Below are 16,656 nucleotides of genomic sequence, written 5' to 3' on the forward strand. Positions count from 1 at the left end.
TATAAATAAGGTGTAAATTAAAAAATAATATTTTGGAGGTATTACAATGGATATAACATTTGGTGGAAATAAAGTTAATTTAGAAGGTAAAGAAATTAAAGTAGGAGATATGGCGCCTGAATTTAAAGCTGTAAAAAGAGATTTATCTGAATTTAATTCAGCTGATTTAAAGGGCAAAATTGTAGTTTATTCAGTTGCTCCATCTATTGACACACCTGTATGCGCAATTCAAGCAACTACTTTTAACGAAGAAGCTACAAAATTATCTGACGATGTAAAAATCGTAACTGTAACAGTTGACCTTCCTTTTGCACAAGATAGATTCTGTTCAGTAAAGGGAATTGAAAATGCAGACATTGTTTCTGATTACAATTACAGAGAATTTGGCGAAAAATATGGATTCATGATTAAAGAATTTAAGCTCCTTGCTCGTGGTGTTGTAATTGTTGACAGAGATGGAAAGGTCGCATATGTTGAATATGTTCCTGAAGTAACTCACGAAGTAAACTTTGAAAAGGCTCTTGAAGAAGTTAAAAAATTAAAATGATAAATATTAATTTAATTGCACTTGGCAAAATCAAGGAAAATTATTTTAAAGATTCAATAAATGAGTACAAGAAAATGCTTAAATCCTATGCCGATTTAAGCATTTTTGAAATTATGGACGAACCTTGCCCCGAAAATTTGTCTGAAAAAGACATGGAGAGAGTAAAAAATACTGAGGGCGAAAAAATCTTATCAAAGATAAAGGAAGGCGCCTATGTCATTGCCCTTGCCATAGATGGAAAAAGCATTGACTCAGTTGAATTTGCAGGCAAAATAAATAATTTAATGATAGGCGGCTATTCTAACATAACTTTTATAATTGGAGGAAGTCTCGGTTTATCTGAAGAAATTTTAAATAGAGCCGATTACAAACTTAGCTTCTCGAAGATGACTTTCCCACACAAACTTATGCGCGTAATTTTAATGGAACAAATTTATAGAGCCTTTAGAATAATAAACAATCACCCCTATCACAAATGAGGTCCATATGAAACTAAATTTATTAAATCAAATTTTTTCCTTTCATGATTTTCATTTGACAAATCTTGAAGTTTTTGACGACAAAGTTATTTTATCCTTTGACGAGGGAATTTACTTTGAAAAGAAAGCCGAAAAACAAGTAGATTATATTATGACAAATCCCAAGTTAATACTAGAAAAAACTGATACAAGCTTTACAAAGGAAGAACTTGAAGAAGTTATAGAGAATATTATCCATGCCTTTGATTCTGATTTTGACAAAAACATTGAAATAGATGACATTGAAGGCGAAATAATGGATTCTGTGGAGATAAATCTCTTAAAAGATGGAAAATACAAAAAGATTTCAATTGAAGAATTTTTAAAACTTAATTTTGAAATAATTAATGAATCCTTTGGTTACGGCTACATGAGATTTTTTGGCATAGTAACAGACTTTGATGATAAAGAAGAATGGCAAAATGCCTCTCTTGAAATTTTTTACAATAATGAATCAAAACTTATTTATGAATCCTTAGAAAAATTATAATAATCTTAATGCAAAAATCGAGGTGATAAAATGATTTTTAATTTTGACTCTTATATGATAAATGTAAATAATTATAAAACAGAAGAGTTTATGAAAAAATTAAAAAGTGTGGATATAAATTTAGATGAAAAAATAATTTCCACGCTAGGTGAAATGTCCATTGATTACAAAAAACCAAGCTACATAAAAAATTTTGGCGAAACTCTTCTCTTAAAATACCACGCAGTTGGCAACATAATTTCCTATGCCGATGTGAGAATGAATAAAGAATTAAAATTTGCCGACGGCATCCATCCAATATATTTTTTAGATGGTGCAGAAATTTATTTCACCGAAGCTGTGGAACTTAGAGAAGAATTTTTAGATGAAAACTCCTTTGAAATAAATATAAATGCTAAGATAAAATAAGACGCACAAGTGCAGAACTGCCGCCAATCCCTCTAGTATATTTGAAGGTCTTCCTTTTTCTTTTAGCCCATTAAAAAACTGACCTCCTTAGTTGACTTTTAGTTCAACTCTTGGAGGTCAGCTTAAATTATAATTATATTATTTTAGTTCGTGAATAAAAAGACCTGAGAGGGGTTTTGGTTCAAACCACGTTGATTTTGGCGGCATTACTTCGCCTGCATCTGCAACTTCAAATAGTTCTTCAAGTGATGTTGGATATAGTGAGAATGCTATTTTCATATCTTCTCTCGTTCTCTTTTCAAGTTCATGAAGCCCTCTTATTCCTCCAACAAAATCTATTCTCTCATCTGTCCTTGGATTTTTTATTCCTAAAATTTTATCTAGGACTAGATTTTGTAATATTGAAACATCTAGTTTTTCTATTATGTCATCTTTTACAAATTCATCTTTTACTTTTAATTTATACCATTTGTCATTTAGATACATTCCAAAGTAACCCTTGCCTTCTGGTTTATAGGGTGAAGTTTTAGCTACTTCTACTTCAAAATTTTCCCTTAACTTTTCTAAAAATTCCTTTTCAGTGAAATTATTCAAGTCCTTTACGACTCTATTGTAGTCCATAATTTCAACTTCCCTTGAAGGAAATATTAATGATAAAAAATAGTTAAATTCTTCATTACCTGTGTAATTCTTCTTTTCTTCGCGCCTTTTTAGTCCAACTTTTACGGCAGAAGCACATCTATGGTGTCCGTCTGCGATGTAAAAATTTTCTACATTTTTAAATAAAGTGATTAATTTTTCTATTGTATCTTCATCTTCTATTGTCCAAATTTTGTGATTTACGCCATCTTCCGTCCTAAAGTCTATTTCAGGTATTTCCTTAATTTCTGAATATATTATCTTATTTATTTCATCTAAAGACTTATATGTCAAAAATATTGGCCCCGTATTTGCATCAAGCTTGTCAACATGATCTACTCTATCTGCTTCCTTGTCTTTTCTAGTAAATTCGTGTTTTTTAATCTTGCCCTCTAAATATTCATCTATTGATGCACAGGCGACAAGTCCAACTTGAGTCTTTCCCTTCATTGTAAGAGAATAGATATATAGTTTATCCCTATCTTCTTTATAAAAATATCCCTTCTTTTTTAAATTATTAAAATTTAAAAGGGCTATTTCATTTAAATTTTTAACTTCATCATCTACAGTTGCCGCCGGAAGATCCACTTGCAAAAAGGATTTTGGGTTTTTCTTTATTATTTCTCTAGCCTCTTTTACAGAATAGACATCGTAGGGAAGTGCTGCAATTTCACTTGCCAATTCTTTCTTAGGTCTAATGGCTTTAAATGCTTTTATCTCCATTATGCACCTACTTGATTAGCCTAACTCTAAGGACGCCTTTAATTGCATATAGTTTTTTTCTAAGATTTTCATCAACCTCTGAATCTATATCAATCATTGTCGCTGCAAATTTCCCCTTGTGGCGATTTAATAAATCAGAAATATTTACCTTTTCATCTGCAAGAATTGTAGTAATTTGTGCAATCATGCTTGGTATATTTCTATGAAGCACGAGAATCCTGTGGACACTGTTACAAGTTCCCATATCCATATTAGGAAAGTTTACAGAATTTTTTATATTTCCATTTTCTAAATAGTCTATTAATTCTTCAACAACCATCTTTGCAGAATTTTCTTCTGACTCTGGTGTTGATGCACCTATATGAGGCAGATTAATTGTATTTGGAAGTGTAATTGTTTCCTCGTCAGGGAAGTCGCATACATACTTTTTAACTTTGCCATTTTCCAAATATTCTTTAAGAGCAGTAATATCTACAAGTCCACCTCTCGCAATATTAAGTAACACTAGACCATCCTTTGCAATTTCAAGAAGCTCTCCATTTACTATATTTTTAGTTGCTTCGCTATAAGGAATGTGAAGAGAAATATAATTTGAATTTTTAAAAATTTCCTTTATGTCCTCTGTATAATTAACTTTAGTGTCTAAATGAAGTGCGTTTTTAATTGAAAGAAAGGGATCGTATCCAATTACTTTCATTCCCATTTCAACACCAGCTGATGCAACAAGTTGTCCCGTTGCACCAAGTCCTATTACTCCAAGTGTTTTGCCCTTTAGTTCAGGCCCAGCAAAAGCCTTTTTGCCAGCTTCCACATCTTTTTTTATATTTTCATGACCCTCTAGATTGTTTGCCCAATTAACAGCACCAATAATATCTCTTGATGCAAGGAGCATTCCCGTCAGAGCAAGTTCTTTTACAGCATTGGCATTAGCACCTGGAGCATTGCAAACTACAATTCCCTCTTCAGCACATCTATCTACTGGAATATTATTTGTTCCAGCTCCAGCACGACCAATGTATCTCACACTTTTAGGAAATTCTACATCGTGAAGGTCGGCACTTCTAACTAATATTGCATCGGGATTTTCTTCCTCTGCACTATATTTAAAATTTTCTGGCAAAAGTTTAAGTCCCTTATTAGAAATATTATTTATTGTTTTAATTTTGTAAATTTGTCCCAATTTTATCACCTATTCTCCCTCTCAAAATCCTTCATATAATCTATAAGAGCCTTTACGCCCTCTATTGGCATGGCATTATAAATACTTGCCCTCATCCCACCAACTGTGCGATGTCCCTTTAGATTCTCAAGCCCCTTTTCCTTTGCTCCCTTGACAAATTTCGCATCTAGTTCAGCATCTCCTGTTACGAATACAATGTTCATAAGTGAGCGGTCTTCTAGTTTAACATTATTTTTGTAAAGAGAAGAATTATCTATAAAATCATAGAGAAGTTTTGACTTTTCCTTGTTTATCTCTTCCATTGCTTCCACTCCACCCATTTTTTTTATCCACTTAGCCACAAGTCCTGTAACATAAATTGCAAAACATGGAGGCGTATTGTAAAGTGAGTTTTTGTCGGCATGAGTTTTGTAAGAAAGCATTGTAGGAATCTCTTCCCTAGTTTCTTTAATTAAGTCTTTTTTTAGAGCTACAATTGTAACGCCTGCAGGCCCGAGATTTTTTTGAGCGCCTGCAAATACTAAATCAAATTTATTATAGTCGTATTTTTCAGACAAAATATTTGAAGAAATATCTGCAACAAGTGGCTTGTTTAGCTTCCCAATTTTTTCTGGAGAAATTCTCGTTCCATAAATTGTGTTGTTAACACAAAGATATAAAAATTTTGACTTTTCATTCATTTTACTTTCATCAATTTCTGGAATATAGGTATAAATATCTTCCTTAGAAGATGCTAGAATTTCAGGTTTTGCAAATTTTTTAGCCTCTTTATAAGCCTTGTCAGCCCAAGAACCAGTGATTAAATAAGATGCAATATCATCTTTATTTAACAAATTCATAGGAATCATTGCAAATTGAGTTGACCCTCCACCTTGCAAGAATAAAAGTTCATAGTCCTCATCAAGACCCATTAATTCCATTAAGTCCTCTTTAGCTTCATTATGAATTTCGTCATAAAGGGAGGAGCGGTGACTCATCTCCATAACTGACATTCCTGAGTTTTTATAGTCTAACATTTCCTTTTGTGCTTTTTCTAGAACTTCTACTGGTAGAGTAGATGGTCCTGCAGAAAAATTATAAATTTTTTTCATTTCGTCCTCCTCTTTCAAAATTATTTACTTAAGTAAAAAAGTAAATTGTATTAATTATAATGAATAGTTTTGCAAAAGACAAGGCTAAATTTTCATGAAAACCTTTGATATTTAAAATTTTTTTATAAATTTGTATTATTAATATATTTTTTCCATAAAAAAACTGACCTCTCATAGTTGATTTTTAGTCCAACTTTTTGGTGGTCAGTTTTTTGTGTTTTTTTACACCCATATATTACTTCATTCTAATAATGAATAATCTAATTAATTTTTAGATAATACTATAAATTATGAAACTTAAAACATTCCTGGTAATTGAGTTGCAAAATTTTGTAATATCATTAATATTATAAAAGCTACAAAGCTAGCAATTGTATTTGGTATTGTTGAGCCTTGAATAGCTTGGTTAACTGTTAAATCATTATATCTTGCTGGCAACCAAAATGCAGCATCCGTTGGCAATGTAAGACCTACAGTACCTATACAAATTGCTAGACCTACAATAATTGGTGAATAACCATGTGCTACAGCACCTTGACCTACTATAGCTACTGTTGTCAACATTGCTACTGTTGCAGACCCAACTGCTGCACGTATTATCATAGCTAGTAAAAACGCTAGTATTAATATTGGTAAATTCATACTTGTTAATAGATCCACTAGCGAATCTGCTACTCCACTAGCTTGAAGAACACTTGCAAAACTTCCGCCTGTTCCAATTACTAATAAAATATTTCCTACTTTATCTGACACAATATCAATATATTTCCATAAACTTTCAACACTATCGTTCACTAGATATTTTTGAAGTACTAATCCTGAAATTATCATAGCTATAAATAAAGCAATATTATTATCCCCCAAAAATAAAAATATTTTATATATCAAATTTTGCTTATCTAAAATTAAAGTAACAATAGATTTTATTACTATTAACATAATGGGAAGACCAATTAATAAAAGTGCCAATGTTGCGGAAGGCTTGTTTTTATCAGCCTTTATTAGTTCTTCAGAAATTTGACCTCCAATAATTTTCTCGTTTTTTTGATTTCTTTTATTTAATAAATCTCCATATTTCCAACCACAAATTAAAGATGCTGGTAACGCTACCAATATTCCATATATTATAAACCATCCTATATTAGCATTAAGTTGACCTGCAACTGCCAATGGTCCTGGTGTAGGAGCTACTATGCAATGAGTTAACAAAAGACCCGTAAATAAAGCTGCAACATATGCTGAGGTGTCTTTTTTGGTTAGTTTTTGTAAGCTACTTAATAATGGACTTAAGGTAATATAAGCTGAACCAAAATATACTGGTATTGAGATAATAAAACCTGTCAAATTTAAGGCTAACATATCAAACTTTTTTCCAAATTTTCTTAAAAATCCCTTAGCCAATTCTTCCATTCCACCAGAATCACCAAGCATAGAGCCAAAAACACCCCCATATATAATCAAAAGTCCTATACTTGTCATCATATTTCCAAAACCACTTGTTACTAACTTAAGTATTTCTGAAATCTCCATTTTTGTTAATATTCCCATAAGAATTGCGCTAACAAAAAGCATTATCCCTGGACTAATTTTGAACACTATTAATCCTATAAATAATATTATCATAACCATAAAAAAAGTTAATAATGTATTCATACTTTACTCCTTAGATTTAATGTCTTAATAATTTACCTGGTGTTAAACCAGTGAATTCTTTGTCTTTATATACAATATTACCGTCCACCAGAACATATTTTATACCTTCAGTTATACTATTAGATTTCGCGTAAGTTGCTGTATCTTTTAATTCATCATACTTGAATATAACTAAATCAGCATCATAATTGTCCTTTATTAGCCCTTTATTTAGCATTCTCAAAAAATCAGCAGACTTTCCCGTCATTTTATTTATCATTTCTTCAAGAGTTAAAATTTTCTTTTCTTTTACAAAATAGTTAATTGCATGTGGAAAAGTTCCGCTTGCTCTTGGATGTCCTTTTTCTGACCAAGCTCTCGTTAATCCGTCACTTCCTACTATACAATATTTGTTTTTTATAATTTCACAAACATCTTCTTCTGACATACTGGAATATACACCACCCGTTTCACAATGATTCTCTACACAAATATCAAAGAACAAATCCCAAGGATCTTTATTTAATTCTTTTGCATATTCACTTATGAATTTTCCTTCTGCTTCTGGCATTTTAGGAGATGAATAAACATATACTCCATCCCAACCACCTGCATTTAAGTAATAATTGTCATAATCTGTTTTTGGATCTTGCATTTCTAATTTTAGTTGTTCTCTGAATTTTCTTTCCTTTAATTTTTCTGTCATCGCGTCAAATCCTTCTGATAAATACCATGGTGGCATTGTCGCATTTAAAGTAGTCATATTTGCTGTATATGGATATTGATCGTGAAAAACAAAAATACCTTCATTATTTGCTTCATCTATTAGTCTAAGTGTTTCTTTTTGTTTTCCCCAATTTGGCCTTCCTAACATTTTATGATGTGAAATATCTACTCTAACACCTGACTGTCTTCCTACATTTATTGTTTCTTTAACTGCTTCTACTATTTTATTGGACTCATTTCGCATATGACTAGCATAAATTCCATCAAAGGGTTCAATTACTTCTGCTAATTCTATAATTTCATCCTCAGTAGCATAGACTGATGGAGTATAAATTAATCCAGTAGAAAAACCTGCTGCTCCCGACTCCATAGCTTCTCTGAGAATTCCTTTCATTTTATCTAATTCTAATTTTGTAGCTGGTCTGTTTTCCATGCCCATAACAGAAATTCTTAATGTACTATGACCTACATAAATTTTACTATTCAAGTATAGGTCTAGACTATCTGCATAATTAATAAAGTTTGAAAATTTCTCCCAGTTTTTCATTTCCTTTGGGAAAAAGGTAGTCCCCATAGACAGCATATTTTGTATATCTCTTAAGTTTTTTTCTTTAATTGGTGCTATAGATAAACCGCATTGTCCAGTATATTCAGTGGTTATCCCTTGTGTAATTTTAAATAAAGCTGCGTCTTTAGTTCCTAAAATTAAATCTCCATGTGAATGAGCATCTATAAATCCTGGTGTTATTACAAATCCTTCAATGTCAATTTCTTCTTTCGATTCAACATTTGTACAATTAAGTACAATTTTTCCATCCTTAATTCCAACATCACCTTTATAAGATTTTTTACCACTACCATCGATTATTGTTCCATTTTTAAATATCAAATCTAACATTTTGTTCTCCTATCATATCGAATTTTCAAGTTCTTTTTAAATATTCTTCCATAACTTCTTTAGGCACTAGATTTCCTCCAGTAGCCCATGAAATATGAGTTATATTATCAACTTTATCTAACAAGTTATTCTCCTCCAAATATTTCTTGCAATTTTCATATTCAAAAAGTTTTACTGGTCCTTCAAATGCAGCGCAAGATGATGGTTCAATTCTTATGTTTTCACTTTTATCTAAATCTCTCATATAATCAAATAGCTTATTATCATTAATTGTAAAAATACCTGATAAAATATTTTTCATTACTTTTCCAACAAAACTTGAAGGTCTACCAACCGCTAAACCATCAGCTTCGGTTTTTCCATCGATTCCAAAATCTTGAACGCTTATTTTTTCATTAAGTCCTGTCGCCATTCCTATTAACATACTTGGTGCATGTGTAGGCTCAATAAAGAAAATATGACATTTATCTCCGAATACTTTTTTTAGTCCAAAAGTTATCCCTCCTGGTGAACCCCCAACTCCACATGGTATATAAACAAATAAAGGATGGGCTTCATCAATTTCTATATTCCATCTTTTAATTTGCTTTTTTAATCTATTTGCAGCGACTGCATAACCTAAAAATAAATTTATAGAATTTTCATCATCTATAAAATAGCTATTTGGATCTTTGCTAGATTTATTTCTACCTTCTTCAACTGCTTTTGAAAAATCTCCATCATATTCAACTACTATTGCACCTTTTGATCTAAGTAAATCTTTTTTCCATTGTTTCGCATCTCTAGACATATGAACAACTACATTAAATCCAAGGACAGCTGAACTTATACCAATAGAAAGTCCTAAATTACCTGTTGACCCCACTTGAATTGTATAATTTTTAAAAAATCGTCTGCATTCATCACTTGCGAGTTTTCTATAATCATCATCTAGTGTTAAAAATCCTTCATCTAGTGCAAGTTTCTCAGCATGATAAAGAACTTCATAAATTCCTCCTCTTGCTTTAACTGAACCTGCAATAGCTAAGTGTGAATCCATTTTTAAATACAAACTGCCTCTAAAATTTGTACTTCTTTTTAACAATTTCTCCATTTTGGGAATTTTTTTTAGTGGAGATTCAATAATACCATGGGTCTCTTTAGTATCTTCAAAATATTTTTCTATAAGTGGAGCGAATCTTTGTAATCTTTTTTCCGCATCTTTTATATCGCTCTCATCTAAGTCAATATTTTGCCACACCTTATCCCCATAAAGTATTTTATTGGGATTAATCCATACTGTTTCCTTTAAGTCTTTCACATCTCTTAAAACTGGTTCTTTTTTAATAAATTTTTTTAAATTCACTTGATCCTCCTTTCAATTTTTGTTAAATTATATTTAATTTGATTAAATTTAATTTAATTATACTATTTGTTACGTGATAAAGCAATACTATGTGAAAAAATATTTTTATTGTTTTATCAACTGATTAATTATTTTATGCTAAAATATAAATAGAGAGGTGAATAAAAATAGAAATCAAAAATTTAGGAAAAAAAATAAAAAGTATTAGAATAGAAAAAAATTTATCAATAAAAGAACTTGCTGAAAAAATAAATGTATCTTCTTCTTTGCTTAGTCAAATAGAAAGAGGACTAGCAAATCCTTCTTTAAATACTCTACATTTAATATCTAAGACATTAAATGTACCAATCTTTAGCTTGTTTGTAGATGATGATATCAATAATACAATAATTGTAAGAAAAAATGATAGAATCAGAATTAGAAGTGGATCTTCAAAAAGTCAAGAATACGAGCTAGGTTATGATCTTTTAAGCCCCGATTTAAAAGGTGACATTCAACTATGTGAAATGACACTCGCATCCTATCAAAAAAATTCTGAGGATTTTAATTCTCACGCAGGAGAGGAAGTAGCTGTATGCATTCTCGGAGAAATTGAACTACATTTAGAAAGCAATATTTACCTTTTAGAAAAGGGTGATAGTGTTCGCATAAAAAAAGGAACAAAACATAAATGGAGAAATCCAAATTCAGATACATGTTCTATAATTTTTGCGATTACTCCCCCAATATTTTAAGTTTAATTAAAAGAGCTCTACAATGTCCGTTATTTCAACAGACATTGTAGAGCCCCAACAGCACAACACGCGTGCTATTTTATAAACTATTTATTGCTTTTTTTATACCAGATACAAGCTCACTTAAAAAATTTGATATTTTATCAAAGAGGTCGCCAAGGTTAAAATTTCTTATGCTTTGGATTATTAGGTGTTTATCAACTTTTTGATTGCCAATAAATATTGAAATATTAAAAAGTTTCATAAGTATTATCACTATCGCAATTATTGCTAATATTTTCAATGCTTTTTTCATTTTATCACCTATCTCTTTAATTCTCTTTCAATTTCTTCATAATTTGGCATATACTTTTTGCACTCACTAATAAATTTTTCGTCGTGATAAAAATATTTTAAATGCACAAGTTCGTGTAGCACCACTGCTTCAATTTGTTCGATTGGTCTTTCTGCAAGATAAAGATTTATCTTTATGTTACCACTTTTTGGATAACATGTACCCCATCTTACTTTCATTTTTCGTATTTGAACTGTTTTTGGCGAAAGTCCCGTGATTTTTTCGTATTTTTCAAAAATACCCTCTAGCACTTTTTTTAGTTCTAAGCGATAAATTTTTTCTATTTCTTTTTCAGATTTTGCCTCTAATTTTTCTCCAAACAAGTGGTTTTTGTATCTACTTTTACTAGAGTCCTCTTCCTTTAGTTTTTCAATTGTATCTAAATTATTTTTTATAATACTTTTTATTTCTCTTTCACTTGTTTTTTTTGGTGCTGATACCTTTATTATACCATCTTCTACTTTTATTCGAAGGTTTTTTATATCTTTTCTATTTATTTCTATTTCCATTTTATAAAATCGGAGACAATAGTCTTGATATGGACTCTCTAAACTTTGTGAATCTCGACCTATTGTTATACATTTCTGGAGTTATTTCTGTACAAGATTTTAAATCTTCTTTAAAGTCTTCCTTTAATTTTTTATTTAATTCTTCATCATATAAAAAGGCATTTACTTCAAAATTTAGTTCAAAGGATCTTATGTCAAAATTTGCAGTACCAACACTTGCTAGATAATCGTCTGATATAACTACTTTTGCGTGAAGAAATCCACCTTCATATTGGTATACATGTGCTCCCCATTTTAAAAGTTCTCCCATAAAGGATAGTGATGCCCAATGTACAAATACATGATCTCTCTTTTTTGGAAACATTAGATGAACCTCAACTCCACTTAATGCCGCAACCTTTAAGGCTTTTAAAAGTCCTTCGTCAGGCACAAAGTATGGCGTTTGGATATATACTTCCTTTCTAGCTGATGTTATTAACTTTTCGTATCCATTTCTTATGGAGTCTGCCTTAGTGTCTGGTCCACTTGTAACAATGTTTATATCGATGCCATCTTCTATTTCAGGGAAAAGTTCTGTGGTAAATCCCTTTGTATAATCATCTGATGCAAATTTGAAATCTAAGAAAAATCTCCATGCAAGTCCATTTACTGCCGGTCCTTCAATTCTAAGATGTGTGTCTCTCCAAAATCCCATTGGCCCCTTTGAGACATATTCATCGCCGACATTAAAACCACCTACATAGCCAATTCTCTTGTCTATAACTACTATTTTTCTGTGATTTCTATAATTCATGTGAGTGTTAATTTTATAAAAAACCCCTGGAAAGAATATTGCAAGCTTTACTCCTGCTTTTCTTAAATCTTTTCTATCCCTTAGTGTCATTTTCCTAATGCCCATTCCGTCAATTAAAAGATAGACGTCTAAGCCCTCTATTGCTTTTGCTTTTAATATATTTGTAAACTCAGTGGAAAGCTCATCAGATTTATAAATATAATACTGAACATAAATTGTATGTTTTGCATTTTTCAAATCTTCGAATAAATCTTTAAATTTACTTTTGCCTTCGTTATATTTTTTTACTCTATTATTTGTGTAAAGAATTTCCCCTTCTGCACGATTAAACATCTCAATCATGTCAACGTGATTCTTTGTCCTCTCCTTAGAGTAGACAAAGGTCCCATCTTTTATTGCTTTAAGCTGTGCCACTGATTCCTTTTCCAAAATTTTATCGGCTATGCTTTTTCCAGCAAATATCTTAGATTTTGAAATGTCCTGCCCTATAAATAGATATAAGATGAATCCTATTACTGGCAAAAAGTTTATCGCCATTACCCAAAGTAATGTGGAAACTGGCTTTTTATTGTCGTATAAAACTATGAATGCTGAAATTAATACATTTGCTATAAATAGTAAAGAATATATCTGAGCAAAGTTTTTTAACATTCCAAAATAGGCACTAAACATTAAACACCTCTATTATTTGTTTTTCTTTGATTTATATCTTTGTTGTGAATCTAAAATTTTCTTTCTAAGTCTAAATTCATTTGGCGTTATTTCTATTAATTCGTCATCCTCTATAAATTCAAGCGCTTCTTCAAGACTCATCTTTTTAACTGGAGAAAGTCTTAAGGCATCATCAGAACCTGAAGCTCTGACATTAGTTTGTTTCTTTGCCTTTGTAACGGAAACTTCTATTTCAATTCCCTTTGGAGATTCGCCCACAACTTGACCTTCATATACATTTTCGCCTGGTTCTACAAATAAAGTTCCACGTTCTTGTGCATTGTTAAGTCCATAAGTTGACGCAACACCTGTGTCAAAGGATACAATTGACGCATTAACTCTTCTTGGAATTTCGCCCTTAAAAGGTACATAACCTTCGAATATAGAATTTAAAATTCCACTTCCCTTTGTATCAGTCATAAATTCTGTTCTATAACCAATAAGTCCTCTTGAAGGAATTATAAATTCAAGTCTTTGATAACCTCCATTAGGTTCAACTATGTTTACAAGTTCGCCCTTTCTTCTTCCAAGTTTTTCTATTACAGATCCAGCGTAAACACTATCTACGTCAATAGTAACTCTTTCAGTTGGTTCAAGCTTTTTACCATTTTCGTCATATTTATAAAGAACTTGTGGTTTAGAAACTTGAAATTCGTAACCTTCACGTCTCATATTTTCAATTAGTACAGAAAGATGAAGTTCTCCTCTGCCACTTACCTTAAAAGAATCAGTAGTATCTGTTTCTTCAACTCTTAGTCCTACATCAGTTTGCAGTTCTCGATTAAGTCTTGCCTTGATTTGTCTTGATGTCAAAAATTTTCCAACTCTTCCTGCGAAAGGAGAATTGTTTACAGAAAAATTCATAGATATAGTTGGCTCAGAAATTTTTACAAATTCAAGTCCTTCAGTATCTTCAGTTGATGTAATAGTATCTCCAATGTTGATTCCCTCAATTCCTGTAACTGCAACAATGGATCCAGATCTTGATGAGTTAACTTCTACTCTATTTAGCCCTTCAAATTCATAAATTTGTGCAATTTTAATATTTTCTTTGAAGTCTGGTTTTAATTTATTTACTCTAACAAGTTTGTCATTTTCTTTTATAACGCCTTGTTCAATTTTTCCAATGCCAATTCTTCCAACATATTCATTGTAGTCAATTGTTGAAATTAATAGTTTAAAAGGTTCGTCGTCTCTATTTTCTGGTGCTGGAATGTATTTTATAATAGTTTCAAAAAGTGGATCCATGTTTTCCATCTTATCATCTAAATCAAGTGCAGCCACACCTTGCTTTGCTGATGCAAATACAAAAGGACAGTCCAATATGTCGCCATCTGCACCAAGTTCAATAAATAAATCTAAAACTTCATCTACAACATCAAGTGGTCTCGCTTCTGGTCTATCAACTTTGTTTATGCAGACAATTACTGGAAGGTTTAGTTCAAAACTTTTCTTCAACACAAATTTAGTTTGTGGCATTGGACCTTCAAAGGCATCAACTAATAAAACAACGCCATTAACCATCTTTAACACACGTTCAACTTCTCCCCCAAAGTCAGCGTGTCCTGGAGTATCAATTATGTTAATCTTAACACCATTGTGATTTACGGCAGTGTTTTTGGAAAGGATAGTAATACCTCTTTCCCTTTCAATGTCGTTAGAGTCCATAACTCTGTCATTTACTTGTTGATTTTCTCTAAAAATGCCTGATTGTCTTAGTAGTGCATCTACAAGTGTAGTCTTGCCATGATCGACATGGGCAATAATTGCTATATTTCTAATATCTTCTCTTTTCAAAATCTCATCTCATTTCTTCAAACTTCTATCCTATTTTAATCTTAAATAAAAAAAAGTGCAACAAAAGTTGCAGCTTTTCTTGTATAATTTGGGATTTTATTAAAATTAGTCCCAATTAATTTTTAAATTTTTCAACTAATTCATCAAAAGAAACTTCAACTTGCTCTCCACTCTTCATGTTCTTTAAACTGTATCTTCTATTTTTTACTTCTTCTTCGCCAAGAACAATTACATAGTTAACCTTAGTTTGATCGGCATACTTAAATTTTTTCTTTAGCTTCGCAAATTCTGTATACACAGAAACTTTTAGTCCCTTTTCCCTTAGTTCACTTAGTAGTTTTATCCCGTCATGTATACAATCATCCATTGGAATTATTAAAAGATCGACTAAAGATTTTTCTTCACTAGAAATAATCTTTGCTTCATTTAACTGATAAAAAAGTCTTGAAAGTCCAATGGAAAGTCCAACTCCTGGAAGAACTTTATCTGTGTAGTAACTTGCTAAGTCTTCATACCTTCCACCAGAGCAAACTGAGCCAATCTTTGGATAATTATCAAGGGTAGTTTCATAAACCGTTCCAGTGTAATAATCTAATCCCCTTGCAATTTTTAAATCTATGTCAAAGCAATTTTCATCAATTCCAAAATCCCTCATATAACCAATTACTTGTGTTATTTCATCAAGTCCTTCGAGGAAAATTTTATTCTCAATCTTTAAATCTTCTAATGATTTAATAATTTCGTCTACGCTTCCCTTAATTTTTATAAAATCTAGAATTTTTTCGCCAGATTCTTTGTCAACGCCAAGTTCTGTAAGCTCAGATAACACATTTTCTTCGCCAATTTTGTCGATTTTATCCACAACTCTTAAAACATTCATTGAGTCTTCAATGCCAAGAGAAGCAAAAAAGCCCTTTAAAATTTTTCTATTGTTAATGTGAATTGTAAAATCAGTAAATCCTAAATCCTTAAAGGTATGATATATTACAACTGGAAATTCTGCGTCATTTACAAGGGACAACTCTCCCATTCCAATTGTGTCAATATCACATTGGTAGAACTCTCTAAAACGTCCCTTTTGAGCCTTTTCACCTCTATACACTTTTCCTATTTGGTATCTTTTAAAAGGAAAGGACAAGTCGTTCATGTGTTCTGCAGTGTATCTAGCTAGTGGAACTGTCAGGTCAAATCTAAGACTCATGTCAGTGTCGCCCTTGCTAAATCTATAAATTTGTTTTTCAGTTTCTCCGCCACCCTTTGCTAGTAGAACTTCAGATTTTTCTATAACTGGCGTATCTATTGGCAAAAAACCGTGCTTCTCAAAATTTTCTCTTATTATATCTCTCATCTCGTTAAAAAGCATTTGGTCTTTTGGGAGTAGTTCCATAAATCCCGGAAGGGTTGAAGGTTTAACTATACTCATGATATCACTCCTATTTTTATTTTTTGTACTTATTTTATTTTTATTTTATCACATAATCTTTACTTTTTGTACTTTTGTATAGTATTAAGTGAAAGTATTTTTATAATTTTATATTAAATTAATTGGCATCTTTTTTTGCATATTATTTTGTTGCTTTA

General features: G+C 31.3%; 16 protein-coding genes. 5 read left to right on the forward strand and 11 right to left on the reverse strand.

The features are described from left to right. The first annotated feature begins 46 nt into the window (after positions 1-46). The 4 genes from tpx to ACQRC6_RS03780 are packed head-to-tail and all read left to right on the forward strand — an operon-like array spanning position 47 to position 1,963. Positions 47-547, forward strand: coding sequence for a thiol peroxidase (gene tpx / locus ACQRC6_RS03765; RefSeq protein WP_427847813.1), 501 nt, complete (start codon positions 47-49; stop codon positions 545-547). Next, positions 547-1,026 carry a 23S rRNA (pseudouridine(1915)-N(3))-methyltransferase RlmH gene (rlmH, locus tag ACQRC6_RS03770; protein ID WP_427847895.1) on the forward strand — a complete coding sequence of 160 codons (480 nt, stop codon included), beginning with the start codon at positions 547-549 and terminating at the stop codon, positions 1,024-1,026. The genes tpx and rlmH overlap by 1 nt, the downstream gene beginning before the upstream one ends. Before the next feature lie 7 nt (positions 1,027-1,033). Beyond that, entirely contained in the window at positions 1,034-1,555 is a 522-nt protein-coding gene (locus ACQRC6_RS03775) for a hypothetical protein (RefSeq protein WP_427847814.1), read from the forward strand. Between the two features lie 30 nt (positions 1,556-1,585). Next, positions 1,586-1,963: a hypothetical protein gene (locus ACQRC6_RS03780; RefSeq protein WP_427847815.1), complete on the forward strand. Its 378-nt coding sequence runs from the start codon at positions 1,586-1,588 to the stop codon at positions 1,961-1,963. A gap of 138 nt (positions 1,964-2,101) precedes the next feature. Here ACQRC6_RS03780 and ACQRC6_RS03785 read toward each other — a convergent pair whose 3' ends face one another. The 6 genes from ACQRC6_RS03785 to dsdA all read right to left on the reverse strand — a co-directional run bounded on the left by ACQRC6_RS03785 (position 2,102) and on the right by dsdA (position 10,197). Then, positions 2,102-3,325 (reverse strand): DUF1015 domain-containing protein, encoded by a 1,224-nt coding sequence (locus tag ACQRC6_RS03785; RefSeq protein ID WP_427847816.1) that lies wholly within the window; start codon positions 3,323-3,325, stop codon positions 2,102-2,104. 7 nt (positions 3,326-3,332) lie between these two features. After that, entirely contained in the window at positions 3,333-4,514 is a 1,182-nt protein-coding gene (locus ACQRC6_RS03790) for a phosphoglycerate dehydrogenase (protein WP_235860788.1), read from the reverse strand. Then, positions 4,511-5,596 (reverse strand): 3-phosphoserine/phosphohydroxythreonine transaminase, encoded by a 1,086-nt coding sequence (gene serC / locus ACQRC6_RS03795; protein ID WP_075659577.1) that lies wholly within the window; start codon positions 5,594-5,596, stop codon positions 4,511-4,513. Before serC ends, ACQRC6_RS03790 begins: the two co-directional genes overlap by 4 nt. A 297-nt stretch (positions 5,597-5,893) precedes the next feature. After that, entirely contained in the window at positions 5,894-7,249 is a 1,356-nt protein-coding gene (locus tag ACQRC6_RS03800; RefSeq protein ID WP_427847817.1) for a GntP family permease, read from the reverse strand. Positions 7,250-7,265: 16 nt separating this feature from the next. Then, a complete protein-coding gene (locus tag ACQRC6_RS03805) occupies positions 7,266-8,852 on the reverse strand; it encodes an N-acyl-D-amino-acid deacylase family protein (RefSeq protein WP_427847818.1) in 1,587 nt (528 codons plus the stop codon). A gap of 25 nt (positions 8,853-8,877) precedes the next feature. Then, positions 8,878-10,197 (reverse strand): D-serine ammonia-lyase, encoded by a 1,320-nt coding sequence (gene dsdA / locus ACQRC6_RS03810; protein ID WP_427847819.1) that lies wholly within the window; start codon positions 10,195-10,197, stop codon positions 8,878-8,880. Positions 10,198-10,391: 194 nt separating this feature from the next. On the opposite strand from dsdA, the gene ACQRC6_RS03815 reads away from it, so the two are divergent. After that, positions 10,392-10,931: a helix-turn-helix domain-containing protein gene (locus ACQRC6_RS03815; RefSeq protein WP_427847896.1), complete on the forward strand. Its 540-nt coding sequence runs from the start codon at positions 10,392-10,394 to the stop codon at positions 10,929-10,931. A 79-nt stretch (positions 10,932-11,010) separates the two neighbouring features. Here the strand turns inward: ACQRC6_RS03815 and ACQRC6_RS03820 are convergent, their stop codons facing one another. The 5 genes from ACQRC6_RS03820 to hisS form a co-directional block, all read right to left on the reverse strand. Beyond that, entirely contained in the window at positions 11,011-11,226 is a 216-nt protein-coding gene (locus ACQRC6_RS03820) for a hypothetical protein (protein ID WP_293559530.1), read from the reverse strand. Positions 11,227-11,234: 8 nt separating this feature from the next. Continuing rightward, on the reverse strand, positions 11,235-11,774 hold the full coding sequence (locus ACQRC6_RS03825; protein ID WP_427847820.1) for a M48 family metallopeptidase: 540 nt from the start codon (positions 11,772-11,774) through the stop codon (positions 11,235-11,237). Position 11,775: 1 nt separating this feature from the next. Then, positions 11,776-13,239: a cardiolipin synthase gene (cls, locus tag ACQRC6_RS03830; protein ID WP_427847821.1), complete on the reverse strand. Its 1,464-nt coding sequence runs from the start codon at positions 13,237-13,239 to the stop codon at positions 11,776-11,778. Between the two features lie 12 nt (positions 13,240-13,251). Continuing rightward, positions 13,252-15,075 carry a translational GTPase TypA gene (gene typA, locus ACQRC6_RS03835; protein ID WP_293558879.1) on the reverse strand — a complete coding sequence of 608 codons (1,824 nt, stop codon included), beginning with the start codon at positions 15,073-15,075 and terminating at the stop codon, positions 13,252-13,254. Between the two features lie 115 nt (positions 15,076-15,190). Continuing rightward, positions 15,191-16,498, reverse strand: coding sequence for a histidine--tRNA ligase (hisS, locus tag ACQRC6_RS03840; protein WP_293558877.1), 1,308 nt, complete (start codon positions 16,496-16,498; stop codon positions 15,191-15,193). Between the last annotated feature and the right edge of the window lie 158 nt (positions 16,499-16,656).

This window comes from Peptoniphilus sp. SGI.035, assembly GCF_050315115.1.
Taxonomy (GTDB): domain Bacteria; phylum Bacillota; class Clostridia; order Tissierellales; family Peptoniphilaceae; genus Peptoniphilus_A.

Excerpts from the sequence above, each read along its gene's own strand:
- ACQRC6_RS03785 (WP_427847816.1), bottom strand. The coding sequence starts at position 3,325 with ATGGAGATAAAAGCATTTAAAGCCATTAGACCTAAGAAAGAATTGGCA.
- hisS (WP_293558877.1), bottom strand. The coding sequence starts at position 16,498 with ATGAGTATAGTTAAACCTTCAACCCTTCCGGGATTTATGGAACTACTC.
- ACQRC6_RS03825 (WP_427847820.1), bottom strand. The coding sequence starts at position 11,774 with ATGGAAATAGAAATAAATAGAAAAGATATAAAAAACCTTCGAATAAAA.
- tpx (WP_427847813.1), top strand. The coding sequence starts at position 47 with ATGGATATAACATTTGGTGGAAATAAAGTTAATTTAGAAGGTAAAGAA.
- ACQRC6_RS03780 (WP_427847815.1), top strand. The coding sequence starts at position 1,586 with ATGATTTTTAATTTTGACTCTTATATGATAAATGTAAATAATTATAAA.
- serC (WP_075659577.1), bottom strand. The coding sequence starts at position 5,596 with ATGAAAAAAATTTATAATTTTTCTGCAGGACCATCTACTCTACCAGTA.
- cls (WP_427847821.1), bottom strand. The coding sequence starts at position 13,239 with ATGTTTAGTGCCTATTTTGGAATGTTAAAAAACTTTGCTCAGATATAT.
- ACQRC6_RS03775 (WP_427847814.1), top strand. The coding sequence starts at position 1,034 with ATGAAACTAAATTTATTAAATCAAATTTTTTCCTTTCATGATTTTCAT.
- ACQRC6_RS03805 (WP_427847818.1), bottom strand. The coding sequence starts at position 8,852 with ATGTTAGATTTGATATTTAAAAATGGAACAATAATCGATGGTAGTGGT.
- ACQRC6_RS03800 (WP_427847817.1), bottom strand. The coding sequence starts at position 7,249 with ATGAATACATTATTAACTTTTTTTATGGTTATGATAATATTATTTATA.
- ACQRC6_RS03820 (WP_293559530.1), bottom strand. The coding sequence starts at position 11,226 with ATGAAAAAAGCATTGAAAATATTAGCAATAATTGCGATAGTGATAATA.